The sequence below is a fragment of the Bradyrhizobium sp. USDA3010 genome (assembly GCF_056429065.1).
This window is the reverse complement of record NZ_JBWJZD010000002.1, coordinates 51,262-74,398: the sequence shown is the minus strand read 5'-3', so window position 1 is coordinate 74,398 and position 23,137 is coordinate 51,262. Positions and strand designations below refer to the sequence as shown.

General features: G+C 63.4%; 25 protein-coding genes. 19 read left to right on the top strand and 6 right to left on the bottom strand.

Annotated features, from left to right (window positions below):
* Positions 1–17: 17 nt before the first annotated feature.
* The 4 genes from AC066Y_RS03355 to AC066Y_RS03340 all read left to right on the top strand — a co-directional run bounded on the left by AC066Y_RS03355 (position 18) and on the right by AC066Y_RS03340 (position 2,870).
* Positions 18–620 (top strand): hypothetical protein, encoded by a 603-nt coding sequence (locus tag AC066Y_RS03355; protein WP_478272655.1) that lies wholly within the window; start codon positions 18–20, stop codon positions 618–620.
* Entirely contained in the window at positions 613–1,341 is a 729-nt protein-coding gene (locus tag AC066Y_RS03350) for an SOS response-associated peptidase (protein ID WP_478272654.1), read from the top strand. Before AC066Y_RS03355 ends, AC066Y_RS03350 begins: the two co-directional genes overlap by 8 nt.
* A 129-nt stretch (positions 1,342–1,470) precedes the next feature.
* Positions 1,471–1,737, top strand: a complete 267-nt coding sequence (locus AC066Y_RS03345) for a hypothetical protein (protein WP_478272653.1) — start codon at positions 1,471–1,473, stop codon at positions 1,735–1,737.
* A 29-nt stretch (positions 1,738–1,766) separates the two neighbouring features.
* Positions 1,767–2,870 (top strand): hypothetical protein, encoded by a 1,104-nt coding sequence (locus AC066Y_RS03340; RefSeq protein WP_478272652.1) that lies wholly within the window; start codon positions 1,767–1,769, stop codon positions 2,868–2,870.
* 49 nt (positions 2,871–2,919) lie between these two features.
* On the opposite strand, the gene ku is transcribed toward AC066Y_RS03340, so the two are convergent.
* Positions 2,920–3,849 carry a non-homologous end joining protein Ku gene (ku, locus tag AC066Y_RS03335; RefSeq protein WP_478272651.1) on the bottom strand — a complete coding sequence of 310 codons (930 nt, stop codon included), beginning with the start codon at positions 3,847–3,849 and terminating at the stop codon, positions 2,920–2,922.
* Positions 3,850–4,061: 212 nt separating this feature from the next.
* Here ku and AC066Y_RS03330 point away from each other — a divergent pair, with 212 nt between their 5' ends.
* Together AC066Y_RS03330 and AC066Y_RS03325 are read left to right on the top strand one after the other, a co-directional pair.
* Positions 4,062–4,232, top strand: a complete 171-nt coding sequence (locus tag AC066Y_RS03330) for a hypothetical protein (RefSeq protein WP_478272650.1) — start codon at positions 4,062–4,064, stop codon at positions 4,230–4,232.
* A 3-nt stretch (positions 4,233–4,235) separates the two neighbouring features.
* A complete protein-coding gene (locus tag AC066Y_RS03325; RefSeq protein WP_478272649.1) occupies positions 4,236–4,481 on the top strand; it encodes a hypothetical protein in 246 nt (81 codons plus the stop codon).
* 220 nt (positions 4,482–4,701) lie between these two features.
* Here the strand turns inward: AC066Y_RS03325 and AC066Y_RS03320 are convergent, their stop codons facing one another.
* Positions 4,702–5,202, bottom strand: coding sequence for an NUDIX hydrolase (locus tag AC066Y_RS03320; RefSeq protein ID WP_478272648.1), 501 nt, complete (start codon positions 5,200–5,202; stop codon positions 4,702–4,704).
* 16 nt (positions 5,203–5,218) lie between these two features.
* A complete protein-coding gene (locus AC066Y_RS03315; RefSeq protein ID WP_478272647.1) occupies positions 5,219–7,069 on the bottom strand; it encodes a DUF7380 domain-containing protein in 1,851 nt (616 codons plus the stop codon).
* Positions 7,070–7,498: 429 nt separating this feature from the next.
* Between AC066Y_RS03315 and AC066Y_RS03310 the strand changes: the two genes are divergently transcribed.
* The 6 genes from AC066Y_RS03310 (at position 7,499) to AC066Y_RS03285 (ending at position 14,096) form a co-directional block, all read left to right on the top strand.
* A complete protein-coding gene (locus AC066Y_RS03310; RefSeq protein ID WP_478272646.1) occupies positions 7,499–8,644 on the top strand; it encodes a patatin-like phospholipase family protein in 1,146 nt (381 codons plus the stop codon).
* 77 nt (positions 8,645–8,721) lie between these two features.
* The gene (locus AC066Y_RS03305; RefSeq protein WP_478272645.1) at positions 8,722–9,702 is read left to right on the top strand and encodes a cyclic GMP-AMP synthase DncV-like nucleotidyltransferase; all 981 of its coding nucleotides are present in this window, start codon (positions 8,722–8,724) and stop codon (positions 9,700–9,702) included.
* Positions 9,703–9,742: 40 nt separating this feature from the next.
* Positions 9,743–11,482, top strand: a complete 1,740-nt coding sequence (locus tag AC066Y_RS03300) for a ThiF family adenylyltransferase (protein ID WP_478272644.1) — start codon at positions 9,743–9,745, stop codon at positions 11,480–11,482.
* Complete coding sequence (locus AC066Y_RS03295; RefSeq protein ID WP_478272643.1) at positions 11,479–11,958, top strand: Mov34/MPN/PAD-1 family protein; 480 nt, start codon at positions 11,479–11,481, stop codon at positions 11,956–11,958. Before AC066Y_RS03300 ends, AC066Y_RS03295 begins: the two co-directional genes overlap by 4 nt.
* A gap of 225 nt (positions 11,959–12,183) precedes the next feature.
* Entirely contained in the window at positions 12,184–12,855 is a 672-nt protein-coding gene (locus tag AC066Y_RS03290; RefSeq protein ID WP_478272642.1) for a hypothetical protein, read from the top strand.
* A 245-nt stretch (positions 12,856–13,100) separates the two neighbouring features.
* Positions 13,101–14,096, top strand: a complete 996-nt coding sequence (locus AC066Y_RS03285; RefSeq protein ID WP_478272641.1) for a hypothetical protein — start codon at positions 13,101–13,103, stop codon at positions 14,094–14,096.
* A 51-nt stretch (positions 14,097–14,147) separates the two neighbouring features.
* On the opposite strand, the gene AC066Y_RS03280 is transcribed toward AC066Y_RS03285, so the two are convergent.
* Together AC066Y_RS03280 and AC066Y_RS03275 are read right to left on the bottom strand one after the other, a co-directional pair.
* Entirely contained in the window at positions 14,148–15,416 is a 1,269-nt protein-coding gene (locus tag AC066Y_RS03280) for a radical SAM protein (protein WP_478272640.1), read from the bottom strand.
* Positions 15,417–15,571: 155 nt separating this feature from the next.
* Positions 15,572–15,778, bottom strand: a complete 207-nt coding sequence (locus tag AC066Y_RS03275) for a hypothetical protein (protein WP_478272639.1) — start codon at positions 15,776–15,778, stop codon at positions 15,572–15,574.
* Positions 15,779–16,537: 759 nt separating this feature from the next.
* On the opposite strand from AC066Y_RS03275, the gene AC066Y_RS03270 reads away from it, so the two are divergent.
* The gene (locus AC066Y_RS03270; RefSeq protein ID WP_478272638.1) at positions 16,538–16,741 is read left to right on the top strand and encodes a hypothetical protein; all 204 of its coding nucleotides are present in this window, start codon (positions 16,538–16,540) and stop codon (positions 16,739–16,741) included.
* 70 nt (positions 16,742–16,811) lie between these two features.
* Here the strand turns inward: AC066Y_RS03270 and AC066Y_RS03265 are convergent, their stop codons facing one another.
* A complete protein-coding gene (locus AC066Y_RS03265; RefSeq protein WP_478272637.1) occupies positions 16,812–17,810 on the bottom strand; it encodes an alpha/beta fold hydrolase in 999 nt (332 codons plus the stop codon).
* Between the two features lie 341 nt (positions 17,811–18,151).
* Here AC066Y_RS03265 and trbB point away from each other — a divergent pair, with 341 nt between their 5' ends.
* The 6 genes from trbB to trbK-alt are packed head-to-tail and all read left to right on the top strand — an operon-like array spanning position 18,152 to position 23,135.
* On the top strand, positions 18,152–19,141 hold the full coding sequence (gene trbB, locus AC066Y_RS03260; protein WP_478272636.1) for a P-type conjugative transfer ATPase TrbB: 990 nt from the start codon (positions 18,152–18,154) through the stop codon (positions 19,139–19,141).
* Positions 19,138–19,449: a TrbC/VirB2 family type IV secretion system protein gene (locus tag AC066Y_RS03255; RefSeq protein WP_478272635.1), complete on the top strand. Its 312-nt coding sequence runs from the start codon at positions 19,138–19,140 to the stop codon at positions 19,447–19,449. The genes trbB and AC066Y_RS03255 overlap by 4 nt, the downstream gene beginning before the upstream one ends.
* Positions 19,446–19,718: a VirB3 family type IV secretion system protein gene (locus AC066Y_RS03250; RefSeq protein WP_478272634.1), complete on the top strand. Its 273-nt coding sequence runs from the start codon at positions 19,446–19,448 to the stop codon at positions 19,716–19,718. Before AC066Y_RS03255 ends, AC066Y_RS03250 begins: the two co-directional genes overlap by 4 nt.
* Positions 19,719–19,729: 11 nt before the next feature.
* Positions 19,730–22,165: a conjugal transfer protein TrbE gene (trbE, locus tag AC066Y_RS03245; RefSeq protein WP_478272633.1), complete on the top strand. Its 2,436-nt coding sequence runs from the start codon at positions 19,730–19,732 to the stop codon at positions 22,163–22,165.
* Positions 22,162–22,887, top strand: a complete 726-nt coding sequence (trbJ, locus tag AC066Y_RS03240) for a P-type conjugative transfer protein TrbJ (RefSeq protein ID WP_478272985.1) — start codon at positions 22,162–22,164, stop codon at positions 22,885–22,887. Before trbE ends, trbJ begins: the two co-directional genes overlap by 4 nt.
* 2 nt (positions 22,888–22,889) lie before the next feature.
* The gene (gene trbK-alt / locus AC066Y_RS03235; protein WP_478272632.1) at positions 22,890–23,135 is read left to right on the top strand and encodes a putative entry exclusion protein TrbK-alt; all 246 of its coding nucleotides are present in this window, start codon (positions 22,890–22,892) and stop codon (positions 23,133–23,135) included.
* Positions 23,136–23,137 lie beyond the last annotated feature (2 nt).

Here is a 23,137-nt window from a genome sequence, read left to right as displayed (position 1 = left end):
ACGGGCTTGACTGCAGCATGACGAAACCCTCGCCAGATCCTGAAAAGATGAGGCTGCATGCCGAGCGTCGCCGTCGACGGCTGCTGTATTCGCTCAACGATCTGCAGCAGGCATTGAGCGCCTGTTCATTCCTGTACGACTGCGAAAAGGAACGGACTTACTCGAGGGTGGAGCTACGCCGATTCCGTTGTTACGAAACGACCCTGATCGTAGCATACGGGCGGCCATTCTCGCAGTCGCTCGCTGGGGGGATTCCTCCTCTAACGACCAAGATGATTGGCCTGAAACTGTCGCCGGAGCGACGGGCGCTTCACGACTGGCTAATCGGCATGCGCAATCAAATCATGGCGCATTCCGACGGAGAGATGATGCGAATGACCGTCAAGCCGCTCGACGTGTCGCTCGACGACGAGACCCAAGCCGTAGTCTTTCTCCAGACGGTATTCGACGAAGGCGTTACGCTGATGGGTACGCTGCTCGTCGAGACGAACGAATTGCTGCACGATGTCTACGCGACCATCGTTCGATGTCTCCACCGCGAGGCTCAGAAGAACCCTGAACTGTTCGACCTCAAAATCGACAGCGAGGAAGCCAGGGCAGCGAGAAATGTCGATGTGTAATCTCTATTCCATGACCAAGAATGTTGACGCGATCCGTCGCCTGTTCGCCGCTCTCAACAGCCGAGTCGGCAACCTGCCGAGCATGCCCGGCATCTATCCCGACTACCCGGCGCCGATCGTGCGCAACGCGCCGGAGGGGCGAGAGCTCGTCATGGCGCGCTGGGGCATGCCGTCATCTTCCAAGGCGCTGATGGATGCCACCAAAAAGCGGGCCGAGAAGCTGCAAGCGAAGGGTAGGACGGTCGACTTCAAGGAACTGCTCCGGATGGAGCCGGACTCCGGCACCACCAACATCCGCAACGTCAACAGCGCGCACTGGAAGCGCTGGCTGGGTCCGGAGCACCGCTGCCTGGTGCCGTTCACCTCGTTCAGCGAGTACGACACCATCGACGGCAAGAAGACGCCGGTCTGGTTCGCGCCGGACGAAAGCCGTCCCTTGCTCGCATTCGCCGGCCTCTGGACCAACTGGACCAGCGTGCGCAAGGCCAAGGAGGGCGAGATCACTGCCGACATCTTCGCGTTTCTTACCAGCGAACCGAATGCCGAGGTCGCGCGTGTCCATCCTAAAGCTATGCCGGTGATCTTGACGACGACTGACGAGCACGACACCTGGCTCCGCGCCCCTTGGGACGAGGCCAAGGCGCTACAGCGTCCCCTTCCGGACGGCGCACTCAAGATCGTCGCGACGGGCGAGAAGGAAGACGTCGTGCAGGCCGCCTAGCGTTTTGCACAGGGCGGCGGAATAGGTGGAAAAGCTCCGGCCCCTCCGATCGCGAATCCCAGCCCTGTGTTAGCAGGCCGGGAACGAGCAAGGGGCCTAAAGGATTCGTCCTGTGCAGGAGCGATCTCGATGTTGATGACCAAGGAACGGCGGCCGGCGATCCGGACGCTACGCGGATGGGCGATCTCGGTGCTGAACGAAGCCGGAGCCATCCGCGAATGCGAGACGCACGGCTGGATGCAAGACCGCGCCGACCCGCATGCCCGGGAGCGCGCCTTCGAGATCGCCCGCCAGGATCCGCCGCCCGGCGTCTCGCCTCAAGCGGCAGCCGTCGCGATCGCGGAGCTTCTGGACTCGATCGGCGACACGTGCCCGGAGTGCCTGCCCGCGGCCTAGACATAATCGGCGTGTCCGGTGCATTGACAATGATGACCGCATCTCCTCCGCCCCCAGCTCAAGCGTTGCTCGACATACTTGGCCGATTGTCGGGAGGCACGCCGCCGACTGATGCAGAAGCGGATAAGGCGATAACCGAGTTCATCGTTCATCTTGCGGCGCTCGATCGACAGCACAACCGCAAGAGCCGGTCCGAAAAATATCTTATCGAAAAAGTCTTCGGGCGAGCGCGGCTGTTTAAGAACGACGTGGAAACTCTGCAGTATTGCCGTTGTCATCTGCAGGCCGCCGTCAGGCAACTGTCGGATCTCTCGGTTCACCTGAAGAAGAATTCGCCATCTGACAGCTTTACCGCTGCTTCGCTCGTCACCTGGGCCGACACCATCCGGGACTACATCTTTGACTTAGGGGACATCGTCCCCTTCCTGCAGCGCAACGAGCCTGGCTACGTTTATTTGACGGGCTTCAAAAATGCGACGGTACATAGCTGGGAGGTTTTCCGCCTAGCGCGTGGCCTCGCATACCAGTCGGCCTTCCGACAAATCGGACCCTTCGGTCTGGATCACAAAGCCGCGCAAATCGCGGCAATTGCCGTGCTGAGGCAAGCGCTCGAACTTCGCTTCGAACGGCTCATTTCGGTATATCCGACAGACAGGAAGGGCAAGTCTCCAAGGCTCAAGCATGGGTTTCACCAAGATTTCGTAGTCGCAAATCCGTATTTTTTCCAAGCACGTGGCTTCAGCATTCCGGATCTGAGACCCGTCTACGACTGGTGCAGCGAAATCGTCCATCAGGCCTACCAGCCGTACGCTTGGCAGATCGCCTGGGCGCTTGAGCTAAGCGATAGACTGCTAGGCTCTCACGAAGTGCCGCCCACCGCCGCTTGGTCGATTGCCAACGGCGTCGAGATCATCGGCGTGCAGGACATGCAGACAGCTTTCGAGTCGCACTTCCTAGAGTCCTACGATCATGGCGAATGGAGGATGACAAGGAGGCGCCCCGAAGCCTTGGTTCGCGATTGGACTACCGCGATGGCGTTCACCAGCCCAGGCTTCCAGTCAGTCCGGCACCGCCCGTGTCTGTTACGACGTACCGTTAGACGAATCTCAAACCTCTGGCCAGGCCAACAATGACCGAACGTCTAAAATCGCGTCATCCATCCGCGCACTGGCCGCTTGAATACTAGGCTGACTTCCGCTGCGCCTTAGCCGCCGGTTTCTTCGCCGCCGCCTCTTTCGCGGGCTTCTTGCCTTGGATCGGCATAAGCATCTCCTTCTGGCCGGCCGCCGCCTTCTTCGGCTTCCTCGCCGGCTTCTTCCCAAGCTTGGCCTCGCCCGAGGAGCTGCCGACGCTCCGCCGCAGCGCCTCCATCAGGTCGACGACGTTCTCGCCGCGGGGGCGTTCCTTCGGCGTGATTGGCTTGCCGGCACGCTTCTGGTTGATGAGGTCGACAAGCGCGGTCTCGTAGTGATCTTCAAACTTCTCCGGTTCGAATTGCCCGCTCTTCGAATTCACGATGTGCTTGGCGAGATCGAGCATGTCCTTGGTAACTTTGACGTCCTGGATATCGTCAAAGTATTCGGCCTCGCTACGCACCTCGTAGGGGTAGCGCAGCAGCGTGCCGACGAGCCCCTTGTCCAGCGGCTCGAGCGCGATGATGTGCTCGCGGTTGGTCAGCACCACCCGGCCGATCGCGACTTTGTCCATCTCGCGGATGGTCTCGCGGATCACCGCGAAGGCGTCGTGGCCGACCTTGCCGTCGGGCCTGAGATAGTACGGCCGGATGAGGTAGCGCGGATCTATTTCGGATTTCGAAACGAACTCGTCAATCTCGATCGTCCTGGTGGATTCCAGCGCGAGCTCCTCGAGCTCTTCCTTGGTCACTTCGATGAATTGGTCATTCTCGAGCATGTAGCCCTTGACGATGTCCTCGTTCGGCACCTCCTCGCCCGTATCGGCATCGACCTTGAGGTACTTGATCCGGTGACCAGTCTGACGATTGAGCTGGTTGAACGAGATCTTCTCGGACTCGGAAGTGGCCGGGTAGAGCGCGACTGGGCAGGTCACGAGGGACAGACGCAGGAAGCCTTTCCAATTGGCGCGCGGGGCCATACGCAAAACTCCGGATACAGGGACCTCGGACTCGAGACGAACGGCGCAGCCCGGTTCCGACATTCCGCCCCTCGTTTTCCGGATTCATCCTCAAGCGGGCGCGCAGCGCCAGCGGGATCGGCGACTGGGTCTTGACTCTGCGCGAACGAAAAGTGAACATTCGGCATGCCTGGTGCGCCCGAACCATCTGAGCCCCTCTGGTCGACCTTGATTTGGCCGCCGACCAGGCCATCCCCGCGTGCGGAGGGGACGCCCGCGAGGCGGTCAAGGCGCTGTTGGTCGCCAACGATTTTCTCGAGACCCAACTCGACGAGTTGCGGGGGTCGGTCTCCGTCGGCTACGCGCGAGGCCGGTTCGATCGATCGCGCGATCGCAAGGAGTGACCTATGGATGTCACCTACTACGTCGCTCTCCCCTTTGTCCCGGCGGACGATGGCGTCGCGCCGGGCGAGGCGGTGGAGTGCACGAGCGCCAACGCGGCCGCCACGCGCGCGGAAGTGCTGTCGCGCAAACCCGGCTGCGCCGGCGCGATAGCGTTCAGCCGAACCGGGGACCCGGCGACAGGCGAGTTCGGCGACGCCAAGCTGATCCGGAAATTCGGCGACGTGCCCGATGACCTGAGCGCGCTGTGACAGCGGACGGCGTACGGAATTTGAGTGCTATGAAACCGACGCGCACCGAGATCCGCTGCGATGCCTGCAACGGGACGGGCTCGGTGCCGACCCGCGAGCCGGAGCCGGGCCGCCGGATCTATCCGGGCCGATGCACGAAGTGCGGCGGCAAGGGTCGGCTACCGAAGTCGGAGTGAGACGTCCCCGCGTCCGCCGCAGCCCGTTTTCCGGCTTCGTTGACCTAGGCGGGTGAAAGGGCGGCTTCCAGGCGATTAAGCAACTCGATCTGGCCGGGCAATATCCTCATTCGGGCGGTCGAAAGATCGAGCCACGCGGCGCGATCGACTTCGGGGAACGTTTGGGTCCTGCCGCTTTTCGGCGGCCATTCGATCTCGAAGGTATTGCTGGATAGCTTCGCTGCATCGAATTCGGCCTCGCCGGCGAAGGCGATCACACGCTTGCCGCCGCGCTGGCGGACCTCTCCCAGGGCCAGCAGCGGGCCGATCGAAGCCGTCGGCCCGAGCTCCTCGGCGAACTCGCGCCTGGCGGCCTGCTCCGGATCCTCCGACGGCGAGATCTCGCCCTTCGGAATAGACCACGCGCCCTCGTCCTTGCTTCGCCAGAACGGCCCGCCAGGATGCACGAGTAGGACCTCCAGTCCGCGTTTCGCCCGCCGAAATGCGAGGATGCCCGCGCTCAACTTCCCCTTCGGGGCGGACGCCTGTCTTGACGCCTTTGCCATCATGCCTCGCGTGGCGCTACCTCCCCGGCTCCTCGATCGCAAGGCCGGGACGTACGAACTCATCCCATCGGGTCAAAAGCGGCAGGCAGCAGACGCGATAGAGCAGCCAGCAGGCGTAGATGACGTCGGCCGAATAGCACTGCCCCTCCGACAGCTGCCCGTGAGCCACGTCATGGCGGAGCGTCGGACCCGGCTGGAGGTTGAAGATGCGGTTCAACTCGTCGAGCAGCGGCTCGCCCATCATCTCGAGCAGGTCGCTGCGGTGGTTGGCGATGATTGCATCGAGGCTGCGGTTCTCTTCGGTCGCGTCGTCGCGACGCTTCGTTGGATCGGCCCCGCGCGCCTTCAGGATATGACGCAGGCTCGCCTCCAATTGCGGGATCAGCAGATAGGCGGCCGACGTGAAGTCGCCCTGGAAGAAGCGGGCGAACCCGAGCGCGTAGAGCGGCGCCTGAAGACGCGATACGAACGGCGACACTCCGACGATCGGGCGGAAATGCCGCTCCTCGATCGCGATCGATTGGGCGATCAGAGACCGCACGGGATCAATGCTGTTGGCGACCACATCGGCGCGGCGATGGGATTCCGCCTGGGAAATCATGCGCAGATACCAGTCCTCCGGCGGCTCTCCGCTGCCAGCGTCGGAGGTGTGGACGATCGTCCTGCCTTCGTCGTCGACGTGCTTGCCGCCCATCATGCCACTGAACGGCTCGCGCTCGGCCCGCGCCCGCGCATGTGCCTTTAGGTCTTCGATCTTCGGCGACACCGCGAGGAACGCGAAGGACTGCAGCGCGGTCGACAAGTCCATCGGTACGAACAGATCGAGGATCCGGTCTCGCTCGACCGGGTCGACGATGTCGACGACGAAAGTCCCCATCTCTCGCATCGACGCGCGCTGAAGTCTCCGCAGCTCGAATTCGAGTTCTTCCTCCAGCGCAGTGGCTTCTTCGCATTTGATCTGACGCAAGCGCATCAGCGCATCCATGACCCAGGACGCCTTCGCGCCCGCCTGGCTGCACTGGTCGCGCATCCTGAGCATCTGGTGGACGGCGCCGAGTTGGCAGCGCCGCTCGCTATCCGCGTCGCCCGTGCGGCCATACAGGTAGCCGGCGTAGTCGAGCGCCACCTGAACAGCGTGCGGAACGAGCGTCGGGTTCGCGCCCGCGACCGCCTCGAGGTCGACCGCCGCCTGCCGCTTGTCGATCAGTCCGTAGTCGACGCAAAGCTGGGCAAGCCGGCTGAAGATGACCGGCTGCGCCTCTTGCCGGGCCTGCCGATACAGGCAGGTGAGCGCCGAAACCAGCCGGTCGGAATGCGGCGCTTTGCCTTTCTTCGTCGCCGACGAAATCTGCAGCGCACGATGCGCCGGTGTCTGTGCGTCGATCAGGTTGCGGCCGTCGATGGGAACGCAAGCTTTCAGCGAACCGCTCATCAGACCCTCGACGCAATCGCAATAGGCGTCGATGGCGATTCCTGCCACGGCCGCCTTGCGCCGATCGCTCGTCCAGACGACGTCCGCGACGCGGGCCCGCATCGCAGGGTGTCGGATTTTCGGCAGAACGCGCTCCAGGACATCCGCCTGACGTCCGCGGATGTCGCTCGGAATCATGGTGCGCAAGTCTGCCCGTTGCGCGCCTGGTCCGAACTTATTGCCGGGATCCGAAGGCCTGAGATGAATCCCGGCGACAGCGGACAGCAGAAGGTAGACGTCCTTGGCCGGAGATGCGGCGACCGCGGATGCTTGTCCGTAGGCCATCGCGATTGCCGGCATGCTCACCTGGTCGACCGCGGCAATGGGCACGTTCAAGTCACAGGCTTCGAACGCCGCCAGCTCGACGACCGGCACCTGCGTTCCTTCCTCGGCCATTCAGATCTCCCCGAAGGATCGGTCGAGCGGCTTGTTCGACTGCCGGCGACGAGCTTGCAGATGTTGGATCGATTTTCGTCCGGACGCAGGCCACCCACCTGGCCTGTACCATCGTAGAAAATCAAGATGTTACGGCCCCTTAAAGGCGACTTCTCAACCGACACCTGATCGCCCATGGCGCGGACCGCCTACTGCAGGTTGAGTCGCGATAAAAAGCGCGCACGATTCGAGACATGTCAATATGTAGCGGCCGAAAAAAGTCGACTATCAACATCTTGAATTGGCGGCGGCAAGTCCCATGTGTGCAGAACATGTGCCCGAAATGTGGGCAACGCTGTCGGCCTTGGGGGGCCCAATGCGGTTCGCGAAAGAGAAGTCGCGCGCGCCGGCGCGCCAACTATCCGGTCCCGCCGACCGGCCGGAGGGCTCATGACCCACGGTCGACCTTTCCGCGTCCTGAGCCTGGACGGCGGCGGCATGCGCGGCACGTACACCGCGACCTACCTGGATCGCGTCGCGACGACGTTCGCGCGGCGCAGGAAGCTCGATTCTCTTGACATAGGCAAGGGGTTCGATCTGATCGTCGGCACCAGCACCGGCGCGATCATCGGCTGCGCCCTCGCCGTCGGACGGCCGCTTTCCGAGGTCGTCGCCCTCTATCGCAAGCACGGTCCCAAGATTTTCTCGAAAAAGCTCCCCTCCGGCTTGGCCGGTGTGGCTCCCGATCTGCTGTTGCGGAAACGAGCCCTCAAGGCGGGCGAGGCCGAATTGCTCGGTGCGCTCGTCGGTACCATCGGCGATGAGACCATGGCTGAAGTTTACAAACGGCGCGGCATCGCGCTGGCCTTTTCCGCCGTGGAAATGAGCCAGCATCGGGCATGGGTTTTCAAGACGCCCCATTTCGCAGGCACCAACCATCGCGACGACAACTACCGCCTGGCTGACGTCTGTCTAGCGTCCTCGGCCGCACCGCTCTATCGCTCGCTGGCCGCGATCGATCAGCCGGACGGCGGCGACGGCACCCCCTTCAACGTCTTCGCCGATGGTGGACTGTGGGCCAACAACCCGGTCCTGCTGGGTCTGATCGAAGCCCTCGACGTGGCCGAGGCCGGTCGCGAGATCCAGATCTTCTCGCTCGGAACGTGCCCCGTGCCGCAAGGCGAGCAGATACCGAGAGGCGACCGGCACCGCGGCCTTCCGGAATGGAAGTTCGGCGGTAACGCCGCGAGCCTGTCGGTCGATGCGCAGGAATTCGCCTTTGACCATATGGCGCGGAAACTGACCAAGCACGTGAACCGCAAGTGCAGCATCGTGCGCTTCCCGCACGACAAGGTGCCGGCAACGCTGGTGCCCTATCTCTTGCTCGACGACACACGCGAAGAGGCCATGAACGCGCTGATCACCCAGGCGCGGACCGACGCCGACATGACCAACAGCAAGTGTGCCTACCGCGACACCGATCCGGAGGCGGAGCTGATCTGCTCGCTGTTCGAAACCACCCCTCCCCTTGAAGAGCCGCCGGCCGCTCGGCGATCGAGGGACACCGATGCCGCGGCCGCGAGCCGATCGAGGTGACCATGTACGATTGTTCAGACGATGTTCTCGTATACCACGACGACGAGGTGACGCTCCCGGGCGGGGAGCGGACCGCAATGAGAAAGCGGCGCGACGCCAACCGCGAGCGCCTGAAGAAGGGCCTGTCGGAGGCCAAGAAGCCGGCACCGCTCCAGTTCAAGTCGCAGGGCAGCTACGCCATGAGGACGATGACGCAGCACCCCGACAACGACTACGACATCGACGACGGCGTCTATTTCGCAAAGGAGGATCTGGTGGGCGAACGCGGCGCCGAGATGACCGCGCTTCAGGCGCGTCAGATGGTGCGCGACGCCGTCGACGACGGGGGCTTCAAGACGCCGCCGGAAGTGCGCAACAACTGCGTGCGCGTCTACTATGAGGCAGGATATCACGTCGACCTGCCCGTCTACCGCCGGGTCACGACCAAGGATGTCTTCGGCAACGAGTCCCATTTCTATGAACTCGCCAGCACCGACTGGAAGCGGTCGGATGCGCGCGAGGTGACGGCGTGGTTCGAGAAGGAAAACGACGCGCAGAGCCCGGACACCGAAAACGGGCGCCAGCTTCGGCGCGTCGTCCGTGACATCAAGAAGTACGCCAGAAGCCGGTCGAGCTGGAAGGCCCAGATCCTCAGCGGCTTCGGCATCACCAAGCTTGTCACCGAGTGTTTCCGCGGCGACGCCGGTCGCGAGGACAAGGCGCTGCACGACACGATGAAGGCCATCCGTGACCGACTGAAGTGGAATCTGGTGGTGCAGCACCCGGTGACGCCAGGCGACACCATCACCAAGGGCAACGAGGATCCCAAGGCCAAATTCCTGCGCGAGAAGCTGGACGAGGCCTTGACCAGCCTCGCTCCCCTCTTCGACAGCGACTGCGACAGGCAGGCAGCGCTGAAGTGTTGGGACAAGGTGTACGCCACCGAGTTCTTCAGCGACCGCTATGAGCCGGTCATCAAGGCGTCAAGCAGCGTTGCGGCGCCGGCGCTCGCAGGTCTGTTCTCCGGCAAGGAGCCGCAGGTGGCCGTCCGCAAGGATGGCGGCGGTCGGTATGCCTGATCGCGTGCCGCAGCCACCTTCCTGCGAGGATGCGCTCCTCATGGTCGAGGACCGCATCCGGCGGAAGTTGGGTGGCTTCGAGCGCCTCGACAGGCAGGCTCTGCGCAAGTACGCGGCCCGGCAGCCGGCGGCCGGATGGCGGCTGACGGTGCCGACGCCGGAAGGAGAACGGCGCCTCGACGTGGTCGTGCCCCGACAATTCCCGTTCGCGCTCCCACGCGTGGCCTTCGTCGGCCCGTCTATGTTCCTGAAATGGGCGCACTTCGAAAGAGACGGGATCCTTTGCCTCGACGGCGAGGGTTTCGATGTCGAGCGGCCCGGTGCCGTAGTCGCAGACCGCATCGCGTCGGCTTGCCGGCTTATCGGCGAATGCGAGCGCGGCGAGCGGGACGGCGACTTCGCCGACGAGTTCCTCTCCTATTGGGGTCAGGCCTCTAACGACGAGGGCGTTCCGGTTTATAGCCTGCTGCCGCCGGCCGGTCCGTCGAGGCTGGTGCGAGTCTGGCGCGGCAAGCGGTTCGTGCTTGTCGCGGACGACGACGAGGCGATCGCAGTGTGGCTGAAGAACCGCTACGGCACGGCCAACGTCAAGACCCAGGCAGGCGCGCTGCTTTGGCTCGATCGGCCGCCGCTGCCAGCGGACTTCCCGAAAAGCGGCATCGCGGTTCGCCGGCTGGCAGCGGAAGCTGGCCTCGCGGACGAGCTCTTATGCCAATTGGTGATGCAGGACGTGAGCGGCGCCACTCTGCTGGTAGGGGTCGACACGCCGGTCGGGCCCGCCCTCGCCTCGGCGTGGGTCCCTCACCCGACCGAGCGCGGACGCTCGACCCTCGGTGACGGCTTCAGGAACAAGCTGGTGCCGGCGCAGATCGCGCTCGGGCGCTATTTCGGCGGCGCCCCGATCAAGCGCGCGAGCGTCGATCGGGCCGACGCGGCCTGGATTCACGGTCGCGGGGTAAACCCGAAGTTCGATCGCTTCCGACTCGCGAAGGTCGGCATCGTCGGATGCGGCTCGGTCGGCGCTGCCGTCGCCATCCTGCTCGCGCAGTCGGGCATCGGCCATTTCGTCCTCATCGATCCGGAACGGCTCGCCTGGGCCAACATCGGCCGGCATCCGCTGGGCGCCCCCTACGTCGGATCTCACAAATGCGTCGGGCTGGCCCAGAAGATCCGGACCGATTTCCCCCACGTGGCCTCCGTCGACGCGATCGCGCGTGACATCGAAAGCGTCATCATGGAAGAGCCCGACGCCCTCGCCGATTGCGATGTCGTCGTCTCGGCGACCGGTTCGTGGGCTACCGAAGCGTTCTTCGACGTCTGGCATGTCGGCTCGAAATTCGAGGGGCCGGTGATCTACGCCTGGACCGAAGCGCATGCGGCGGCGGGGCACGCCGTCACGATCGCCAAGAACGGGCAGCGGTTCCGGGAAGGATTCGACGCTTGCGGCAAGCCCCATCTGCAGGTGACTGAATGGTCCGGACCCACGACGCTGCGGGAGCCCGCCTGCGGCGCGGTCTTCCAACCGTACGGGGCGGCCGAATTGTCATTCACCATCGCTATGATCGCCGAGGTGGTTCTTCGGGCGCTGGATCGCGAGATCGGGGCATCCTCGCATGGCCTCTGGATCGGTCGGTCAGGACCACTCAGGGCCGCGGGCGGCGACTGGAGCTCGCGCTGGCGATCCATGACGGGCTTTCGCGACGAGGGAGGATACGTCATCGAATTACCTTGGCCCAGCGCGGCCGCCCTGGCCGTGGTCGTAGCCGAGGCGGCCGAATGATCGTCTACCCGATCGGTCGTTCGGGACAGGCGCTGGTATTCACGGACCCCGTCATCGAGACCTTCTCCAAGCACAGACAACTGCGTTTCTGGCAGCGTGAAGCCGGAGGCCAACTGTTCGGGCGTTTCCACGCGTCGAGGATAGAGGTTGTCGAGGCGACCGGCCCGCGGAGAACGGATCGGCGAACCCGCACGTCCTATGTGCCCGACAGACGAGCCGAACAGCGCGAGATCGATGACCGCTTCGGTCTCGGCCTGCATTTCCTTGGGGATTGGCACACCCATCCCGAGAGGATTCCGCTCCCCTCCAATCCCGACGTCACCAGCCTCGACGACACCGTTCGCAGGTCTGTCCATGCCATGCTGGCCTTCGTTCTTGTGGTCGTAGGGCAGCTACCGGCGCCTGAAGGACTACACGTCTCCCTCTTCCGTGGCGACGGCTTCCCCAATGTGCTGAGGCCGGTCGCCGGAGCTTGAGTGCCGCCGCGGCATCGCCACCTTTGTGCGGAAGAGTGCACGTATCCAGCCAGGCTTAACGACATGTGCAACGCCGCAAATCACCCCTATGACTGTAGCTGCGGGTTCGGAGGAGACACCGGCGGCGGTCGTCGCCGTTGGGGAAGCGTCTCGCATTTCGCGTTGAATTACTCACCCCCGTCCTTCGGTTGGTCCCGCGATAGCGGCGGGACTGTCGAGAGCTACGTGAATCCGAACGCCCACTGTCCGGTGTGCGGACACTCGGTCTTCTTCTACCGGAGCCCGTATAACGGGCGCGTGTTCTTCGACGATCTGGGCTGGCCATGGCCGAAGCACGGCTGCACGGACAATCGCGGAGAACCCCGTCGGGCGACCCGCAATTCGATCGTGCCGAAGTCCGCGCATGAGTCCGGCTGGCACCGGGAGGGTTGGAGCCCGCTCCTTTCGCCACGCGTGGCTCTGGAGGGCGACCGTTGTGCCGTCCGGGGCGATTTCGACGATGCCTTCGTCGATTTGCTCCTGCCGGCGGGCTCCGGGGTCGACCTCGAGAGTCCCGTTCTGCTTAAGCGGCTCCATTCTCACGTCTTCCGGATCACCTGTCTCGCCTCCGATCCGGGATCGACAAAGACGGTCGAGACCGTGGCTTTCGATAGACGGCTGACCGGTGCCGGCGACGACGCCGCGCGGCGCGCTGCGGACGGCGACCCTGTCGGCCTCCAGGCAATCGGTAGCTTTCTGCTCTGGGAACTCGACGATCCGGCTGCGGCCCGCCCTTACCTGCATGCTGCTGCAGCGGGCGGAAGCCTAGACGCAGCCATCGACCTGTTAGTGGTCGCTCTGTTCGAGGCATCGCCCGCAGCGGCCGGCGTCCTCCGCGCGGCCGAATTAGCGCTCTAGGCGAAATAAACGGATCGGCACCGGCGATCTAGCTAGCCGGGATAGTAGCCGCCTCGTCGGCGTAGATGGTGCGTAGAAGAAGACGACAAGGCGCCTTCCCCCCCCCGCCTCAAAGGAGGGTTCGAACACCTCTGGAAGGCACCTTGCCGCCGACAACGTAAGCAACGACGAATTGCGGGAGTGCATGCCTCTTGTCATGCAAGTATTGATTGAGCGAAACTCCGGTCTTTCAGGAGGTGATTTGAGTGGACGCATTCGTCTTTCTGAAGGGCTTGCCGGCCATCCTCGGCATCGCCGGTTTCTTCGCGTACCTTTGGGCTGGCCAATACCGCATCGGCGGCGATTTGATGAAAGGCGTCGTCGAGAAGCTTCGAGCCGCGCCTAACGTCGACATCAAGGACTATGCGTCCCTCACGCCTGCGCGCATCGGACAGTTGATCGAGCGCGACACCACCGTCCGGAGCGCGGTCAACGACCAGGACGTCCGGCTCATCCGCCTCATCGTCATCCTGCACAACGTCGTGACGGTCATCGTTCTTCTGGTCTGTGCGGCACTCGTCGGGTTAGGCATATGGCTCATCGCCAGACCCGAACCGCTTTCGATTGTCGCCCGGCCTCCCGTCGCCGCCCGGGCCGGAGCCGACGCCTTGACTGATCTCGATGCCGTCAAGGTCGAATGGGACGCCAAGGGAGCGACCGAAACCGTCAGCGTCTTCCTCGAAAACGTGGACACGAGCGGTCGCACCGGCAAGAAGGCGGTATTGGCCGACGTTCGGAGTGTGACCTTCAGTGCGGACGAGTTGCACGACGTTGCGAGCAATCGCAAGTATCGAGGCAAGAACCGCGTGCGGACTGTCGTCGAGTGGAGCGGCCAAGCCGCCCGATCGGACATCGCCGATATTCTTGTGGGCGTAAAATACAGACTGATGATCGGCGGAGCGCTTGTGACGCCCCAGGGCAGCCGATCAATCAATACCTTGGTGGCCACTATCGACGACAGCACCGAACAGATGCCGCGAGACTACTGCTTTGCCGTGGATTTCGCGGGCTGGAGCCGCTCGGGCTCGGCGCTAGTAGCTCCGCTCAAAGCCTGCAACGCGAAGTCGGAGGTCAACTTGCCCTTCCTTCAACAGGTCGAATGGAGCCGCCAGCCCGGTCTGGTTCTCAACGAACCGTTGGCGGACCGACCCATCGCGCGGTTGTGCATCACGGCGCCGCAGCGTCCCGACAACGATTGCTGACGGACGTTGAGCCGTTCGACGTCCAGATTTCGGGGCCGAGCTAGATTAGGCTCACGCCTCGGGCGAGTTCGGTCGGAACTGGTCGGCCTCCGTGAAGCTGAAGGCGCTCTCCTCGAGAGCCACGCCGAACTGCCACGCGATCTTCTGCGGAAGTGCCTTTCGCCAGTACAAGCTCTGCTCATGAAGGGAAAGCGAATTTCCCTCCAGATGATTCTTCGGACAGCCGCCCCAGCAGACCGGCAGGAACGAGCAGCGGCTGCAATTCGGCTGGAGCGTCGGATCGAAGGCGGTCCACCAATCGGCGTCACGACCGGGCGTCATCTCGCCCCGGGCGCCGCGGAGGGCTACGGGGCGGTTCTTCTCACCGACCTGAAGCCCGCACCGGTAATGGTTGCCATCTGCTCCGACCACGATTGAGTCGTCGGCCAAGGCAGCACAAACAGAGGTCCGCGGCAGCGGATAGAGCGAGCGGGTCGTCGTCTCGTCAAGTGTCGCTTCGTCCGGAACCATTTGGCGGGACCGTTCGCGGAGCCTCTCGAAATCTTCCTCTGGGAGTTTCGTGCGGCTCAGGAATGCGGCACGCTCCGAAAAGTCGGATATTCGGGCGAGCTGGAAGATGCACGGATACGGTCTATCGAACCAGCCTCGATCTCTGCAGAAGGCAATGAATCCCTCAAGATCGCCCTGATTTCCGTGGTCAGCGTTGAACCTCAGGTCGACACGCACGATATCGAGCAACTCATCGACCACTGCGACCGCCTGCTCGAACGAAGAAACGGACGGATGCGGCACCCTTCCCTTTCGATATCGCCGTCTCTTGTCGTGGTTCGCTTTAAGCCCGTCGAAGGATATCTGCACCTGCCGAATGCGGTGCCGCCGGACGAAGCCGCCGATATCATCGGGCCAGCATGTCCCGTTCGAGATCACCGAGGCTGAATAGCTGACGCCGATTTCCGCGCAGAGCGCCTGGAGCGGCCCTGACGCGGTATCGATGAAATCGATATTGAGGAGTGGTTCGCCGCCGTACCAATCGACGTGAAGGCTGTCTTTTCCAGACGCTGCCAGACGCTGTCGGGTCCACCCGACTATCGCTGGAACGTCTCTTTCGGCGAGCGCATCGCGTGTTCTTTCCTCGTAGCAATAGTAGCAACCAAGGTTGCAGTCCTGCGTCGTCGTAAGCGTGAGAACCATCGGGGTGCGACCACGCGCGCGCCAATAGCGCTCGCGAATTACGGCGAGTTCATCAGTGGCCTGGTCGACGAGAAACCCTCCTCGGCGCAGCGTAGCGAGAAGCGCACGCGGAATTGCGGTGGCCGACATGCTCCGCGGAGGACCGCAGAGTAGCTGCGCAAGCTCGCGCGCATCCCCGCCTGACAGGCGGACGGAGGCTCCAGAGCATGCGTTATACAACACGCTGTCATCGCCGATCGGAACGCAGAAGCTATAGCGAGACGATCGCAGGAGGTGTCGTGTGGTCACTTGTCGATGTCGATGATGGCAAGACACATTCCGGTGCCGTATCCGCAAAGTCGGGCTCCGACACGGCCGGCCTTCTTGAGATCCGGAGTGATGGTTTCGACCTGCACGACATGCAGCTTGCCGGGCCGGGCTTTCAACTTGACGTCCTTGTCGTCGGAAACGATCAGACTCACTTTCGGCGTTTTGGCCGGCTTGCGCGCCATGGCTACCTCCCGTCCGCTTTTCACTAACAACCTATGGTGGCACAATATTCGCGTTCGTCAAGTCCGCTATCGAGGCGCGCCGGCAGCCCGGCATGCGGCTCAATAGGTTCATACCTGAATTGGCCCCCACCCAGGATAAGGGCTTCCTGCCATCGTCCGTGAATTTCACTTGGATCAAAGGCAAATAAGGCTCTCGGCGTCGGCGGGAGTAGCGCCGCTCTTTGCTATCAGTCGTACCTCGAATATAGGGGCACCGGGCATATCGCCGACTTCTTCCGCACGAAATCCCTCGTGATAGAGGTAGCGGCTCAAGCGCGTAGCGAAGCCGCTCTGCTCGAGTATCTCGCGGGAGAGTGGATCAAGCATAGCTTCCAGCAGGCAATGTTCAATGCCTCCAGCACGTCTTTGTTGGTCATGTCATCGTTGGCAATGCGGTGCCGGACGAGATAAACCGCGCCTAGTGTAGCGTCGTCCAATCAGTGGTCCGGAAGATCTTATTTCAGCTGCTGTGGAGATTCTCTCCGAGCGTCCGTGATCCCGGCGCTTGTCCCGACATTCGAAGACTCGGCTCGGTCGTTGCAGGCGGAAGGAAGATGGGTGACAGTCATAATGCTGTCAGTGACCGCGATCGGCTGGCTCACAAGAAATCTTGATTCTTGACCGATCTTATACCGATCGGCACCGTCGGATCGACGAGAGCGGCGGGTTTGATGTATTCTCGTCCCGAGGATCGGTTACCTCGCGGAGCAAGTAACGGACATGCGAGATCTTGTGTTGAAGGCGATTGGCATGGCGAATGAGGGAAAATCTCCTTCCGAGATCCGCGCGTTTTTAGAGAAGGGCGCATTGGCCCTGGGCCAGACTGCTGGAAGCGGGACCGACGAAGCGTATGAAATCCGCCTGGTCCGAACCGGCGAAATCATATCTTACGGCAAAACCGGTTACGCTTATCGTCCTCGCTAAGAGCGATGCGCGAGGAGGACGCCGGAGGAACCGGTCAGCGAATGCATTGGTCACTTAAGTGACCAGGTCCTCATGGCGGAAGCTCGCCGGGCGAAATGTCAGCGGGACGATTGGCCTGGTGCAAAGCGACGACATTACCTTCGCTCCGCTTATGGCTGATGTGGATCGGAGCATCGATTTCAGGCTTATGTTCGAGACTAAGGCGCTGGCTGGCGATTTTCGCTGTCGTGTAAGAACGGCGCCAGATTCGGCGTTCAACGGCGCCTAGGAAGGTTTCGAGGTGAGCATTGAAGGCCGCGGGCTCTTCGAGATTGATGGTGTGCCCGGTGTTCGGCGATATCCAAAGGCCGGCATTTGGCAGTGTCGCCTTCAGCATCAGGTTTGTCTCGAGGCAGGCCGCATCCTCGTCACCAACGATGAGCAGGACCGGGGTATTCATGGTGGCGAACTGATCACGCAGATCGTGCAAGGATGGTCGCAGGGCCTGGCAACGGATGACTGTATTCGATAGTCCCTGCCCAGACTGATGGCGGAGCTGCTTAGTAAATTCCTGCCAGCGCTTCGGATCCTTGTATTTGAGTTGGATACGGGCTGCGCTGGTCGCGATCTTTTCGGCGATCGTAGCCGGACCGCGCTCGGCGAAAGCGCGCGCCAGGATCGACGTCTCTCTCAGCCAAGCGTGACGGCCGGAGGGCGATGAGCCCGATCCTGCGGCCGCAGCGACAATCGCGCTGACGCGTTGGGGATAGCGCAGCCCAAACTGCAAGGCAGCATAGGCTCCCATGCTTAGTCCGACAACGTGGCTGCGATCGATGCCAAGCCCGTTCATGACGGCAGCGATGTCATCGATCGAGCGCTCCCAGCCGTAAGCTGTCGGGTCCTCGGGAACGTCGCTCGGCGGATAGCCGCGAGCGTTGTAGGCGATGCAACGATAAGCGCGGGAGAAATAGCGAACCTGGTCTTCCCATTGCCGGAGGTCGGATCCCAGCTCATGTACGAAAATGATCGGATAACCGTCGCCGTGTTCTTCAACATGCAGCCTCGCACCTGCGGCCTCGATATATGGCATTGTCGTTTCTCTGTCCCCATGAATTGAATTCAGAAAAAGAACAGGCAAACGATCGGGACGCAACGGCTCGCGCATCGGGGTCGTGCAATCGCGCAGGATCGCGCATAATTACTGGCGCGCTGGCAGCTACGCTGCTCACTCGGCGTCTCCTGTGAGGATGCGATCCAAAGCTTGCGTCGTTCCTCAAGCGGCGCAGGCCAACTCGGCAACTCCGCCGATCGCAAGTTTCTCTGCGCGGTCCTTCGCCCGCATCAAGTCCCTTGTTGCGGCGCTTGCGATCATGCCTTTTCTATTCGTCCCCGACGTTCGGTGCATTTGCTCGAACGGCTTGGGGGACGGGGATGGCCGGGACTGAGCGTAGCAACGAGACGGTGTCACGCGGCGCACGCATGCTGCGCACGGCGCTCGGCCCGGCCATCGCGTCCTTCCTGCAGGACGCCTCCGTCGTCGAGGTGATGCTCAACCCGGACGGCCGGCTCTGGATCGATCGTCTGAAGGGTGGGCTCGAGGACACCGGCGAGCGGCTATCGCCGGCCGACGGCGAACGCATCATCCGACTGGTCGCTCACCACGTCGGCGCCGAGGTTCATCCCGCCTCACCGCGCGTATCGGCCGAACTGCCTGAGACGGGCGAGCGTTTTGAAGGCCTGATCCCGCCGGTCGTAGCAGCTCCAACCTTTGCAATCCGCAAGCCGGCGGTCGCGGTGTTCACACTCGATGATTACGTCGCCTCGGGCATCATGCAGCGCGGCCAGGCCGAGGTGCTGCGTCTTGCTGTTGAGGAGCGGCAGAACGTGCTGGTCGCCGGCGGCACCTCTTCTGGCAAGACCACCCTGGTCAACGCCCTACTCGCCGAGGTCGCCAAGACCTCCGACCGCGTGGTGCTCATCGAGGACACCCGCGAGCTGCAATGCGCGGCGCCGAACCTCGTCGCTCTGCGCACGAAGGACGGGGTCGCCTCGCTGTCAGATCTGGTGCGCTCGTCCTTGCGACTGCGGCCGGACCGGATTCCGGTCGGCGAGGTGCGTGGCGCCGAGGCGCTTGAACTGTTGAAGGCCTGGGGCACCGGCCATCCCGGCGGTATCGGCACCATCCATGCCGGCTCTGCACTCGGCGCGCTACGGCGGCTGGAGCAACTGATCCAGGAAGCGGTCGTCACGGTGCCCCGCGCGCTGATCGCAGAAACCATCAACGTCATCGTCGTGCTCGCCGGCCGTGGCTCCGAACGCCGTGTCGCTGAACTGGCGACCGTGCGCGAGCTCGGACCCAACGGCGACTACGTCCTCGGCCCCGCTCATCCCGAAGCTACGCAGCTAGGAGACCATTCATGATCCGACGTGCTTTCCGACCGTTGATTTTCGCCATCGCTAGTTTCGCCACGGCACCCGCTCATGCCGCCGGCTCCAACATGCCGTGGGAGCAACCGCTACAGCAGATCCTAGATTCCGTGCAGGGGCCGGTGTCGAAGATTATCGCGGTGATCATCATCATCACCACCGGTCTGTCACTCGCCTTCGGCGACACCTCAGGAGGCTTCCGGCGCCTGATTCAGATCGTGTTCGGGCTTTCAATCGCATTCGCGGCTAGCTCGTTCTTCCTGAGCTTCTTCTCCTTCGGCGGCGGCGCAGTGGTCGGATGAGCGATTCAGCCGAAACGGTCGCAGGATTTCACGCGCCGGTGCACCGGTCGCTGAGCGACCCGATCCTGCTTGGTGGCGCGCCGCGGACCGTCGCCATCGCCAACGGAACGCTTGCGGCTGCGATCGCGCTGGGCCTTCGGCTCTGGATCCCGGGTCTTCTCCTTTGGGCAGCCGGTCACGCCGCCGCGGTCTGGGCCGCCAAGCGCGACGCGCAGTTCGTCGACGTGGTGCGGCGTCACCTGCGTTACCCGGCCCATCTCGGATCCTAAGGAGGCAGGCGATGATGAATCTCGCCGAATACCGCAGGCGCCCTTCCCTGCTCGCCGATTATCTGCCGTGGGCCGCGCTGGTCGCCAAGGGCGTCGTGCTCAACAAGGACGGCAGCTTTCAAAGGACGGCGCGCTTTCGTGGCCCCGATCTCGACTCCGCGACGCCGGCCGAGCTGGTCGGCACCACGGCACGGCTCAACAACGCGCTGCGCCGGCTCGGCTCCGGCTGGGCGATCTTCGTCGAAGCCCAGCGCGATGCCGCCAACCGCTATCCGGAGAGCCGATTTCCCGATGCGGTCTCCGCGCTGGTCGACGCCGAGCGCAAGGCGCAGTTCGAGGAGGAAGGCGCGCATTTCGAGAGCGCGTATTATCTGACGCTTTGCTGGCTGCCGCCGGCGGAAGATGCCGCCCGCGCCGAAGCGTGGCTGTACGAAGGCCGCGCCAAGGGCGGCGTCGACGGACGCGAGGTGTTGCGCGGTTTCATCGACCGCACCTCACGGGTGCTGCAACTCGTCGAGGGCTTTGTGCCCGACGCCGCCTGGCTCGATGACGCCGAGACGTTGACCTATCTGCATTCCTGCATCTCGACCAAGCGGCATCGCGTGCGCGTGCCGGAAGTGCCGATGCATCTCGACGCACTGCTGGTCGACGAGCCACTCGCCGGCGGGCTGGAGCCGCGGCTCGGAGCTAAGCATCTGCGCACTCTCTCGGTGATCGGATTCCCGACCGCGACCTTTCCCGGCGTGCTCGACGAGCTCAACCAACTCGCCTTCCCTTACCGGTGGGCAACGCGGGCGATCATGCTCGACAAGACCGACGCCACCAAGCTGCTGACGAAGATCCGGCGACAGTGGTTCGCCAAGCGCAAGTCCATCGCATCGGTTCTCAAGGAGGTGATGACCAATGAAGCCTCGGCACTTCTGGACACCGACGCGGCCAACAAGGCGCTCGACGCCGACGCCGCGCTGCAGGAGCTCGGGTCGGACACGATCGGCGAGGCCTATGTCACCGCGACGCTCACGGTATGGGACGCCGATCCGCGGACTGCCGACGAGAAGCTGCGGTTGGTCGAGAAGGTGATCCAGGGCCGCGATTTCACCTGCATCGTCGAGACGGTCAATGCCATCGAGGCATGGCTCGGGTCGCTACCCGGCCACACCTACGCCAATGTCCGGCAGCCGCCGATCTCGACGCTCAATCTCGCCCACATGATCCCGCTGTCCGCGGTGTGGGCGGGGCCGGAACGGGACGAGCATTTCGGTGCGCCCCCGTTGTTCGTTGCCAAGACCGAGGGCTCGACCCCGTTCCGGTTCTCGCTTCACGTCGGCGATGTCGGCCACACCTTGATCATCGGTCCGACCGGCGCCGGCAAGTCGGTGCTGCTGTCGCTGATGGCGCTGCAGTTCCGCCGCTACGCGCAGTCCCAGGTGTTCGCCTTCGACTTTGGCGGCAGCATTCGCGCCGCCGCGATCGCCATGGGGGGCGACTGGCATGATCTCGGCGGCGCGCTGTCCGACGACAATTCGAACGCCGTCGCCTTGCAGCCGCTCGCTGCGATCGACGAAGCAGCGGAGCGCGCCTGGGCCGCGGAATGGTTGGCGGCGATCCTGACCCGTGAGGGCCTCACCGTCACGCCGGAAGCCAAGGAGCATTTGTGGACAGCGCTGACCTCGCTTGCCTCGGCCCCATCCGGCGAGCGCACACTGACGGGTCTCGCCGTATTGCTGCAATCGAGCGCGCTGAAACAAGCGCTGCGCCCCTACTGCATTGGCGGTCCGTTCGGCCGGCTGCTTGACGCGGAGGCCGAGCGGCTAGGCGAGGCTGACGTGCAGGCATTCGAGACCGAAGGCCTGATTGGCAGTGCCGCCGCACCTGCCGTCCTGTCGTACCTGTTCCACCGTATCGAAGGCAGGCTCTCCGGCGCCCCGGCGCTCCTCATCATTGACGAAGGCTGGCTTGCGCTGGACGACACCGGTTTCGCGGAGCAACTGCGCGAGTGGCTGAAAACCTTAAGGAAAAAGAATGCCTCGGTGGTGTTCGCGACCCAGTCGCTCGCCGACGTCGCCGGAAGCGCGATCGCGGCCGCGCTGATTGAGAGCTGTCCGACCCGGCTGTTCCTGCCGAACGAGCGCGCCATCGAGCCGCAGATCACGGCGGTCTATCGTCAATTTGGCTTGAACGACCGCCAGATCGAAATCATCGCGCGCGCCACACCCAAGCGGGATTACTACTGCCAGTCGCGGCGCGGCAACCGGCTGTTCGAGCTCGGCCTTGGCGAGGCCGGGCTGGCCTTTACTGCTGCCTCCTCCAAATCCGACCAGGCTGCCATCGCGGATCTCCTGACTGTCCACGGCGCGGATGGCTTCGCCGCGGCGTGGCTCAAACGCAAGGACATCGCCTGGGCCGCCGAACTTCTTCCCACCCTCGCGCCGGAGGTTTCCCTATGACTCGTATCCGCTCGATCGTGGCGATCCTGTCGATCGCCCTTCTCCTGACCATGGGCTCAAGCACGGCCCAGATCCAGGTCTTCGATCCTTCGAATTATGCGCAGAACCTGCAAACCGCAGCCAATACGCTGAAGCAGATCAACAACCAGTTGACCGCGTTGCAGAACCAGACCCAGATGTTGCTCAACCAGGCGAAACATCTGGTGAGCCTGCCGACTTCCCTGGTCAGCGCCATCGACCAGACGTTTACGCAGACGCAGAACATCCTGCGCAACGTCGACCGCATCGCCTACGACGTACAGGCGATCGGCCAAGCCTTCTCGAACTACCAGCATTTCAATGCGTCGCAGAGCGACCAGCAGCTCATTGCGCTTGCCCAAGGGCGCTGGCAGACCTCGATCGACGCCTTCCAGCATTCGCTCAGCGTCGGCGCCACTACCGTCAATAACCTCTCCGCCACGCAGACGCAGACCGGAACGCTTGTCAGCGTCAGCCAGGGGGCGGTCGGGCAATTGCAGGCGACGCAAGCGGGCAACCAACTCCTTGGCGTGCAGTCGCGGCAGTTGTCGGACCTGACCGCGCTGCTCGCCGCACAAAGCCGTGCGGCAGCGCTTGAGCTGGCGCGCAAGGCCGCCGCCGAGGACCAGGCGCGCGAGCAGACCAGCCGCTTCCTGAACAACGGCCAGACTTATCAGCCGCAGACCGCGCAGATGTTCCATTGAGGATGGCGCGCATGCGTCCGTGTGCTGCGATTTCAACGCTGTTGCTCGCTTGTGCGTTGAGCGGCTGCACGGTTCCGCTTTCGAGCTGGAGCAGCCGTCCCGCGGTCTCGCCCGACGACGGCACGGCGCTCGATGCGCGCCTCGCCCGCTGTGCCGCGCTCGGCACCAGCGCGTCCGCTGACGCCGATTGTCAGGATGCCTGGGCCGCAGCGCGCCGTCGCATCCTGCCTTTGCCCCCGGAGAAATGAGC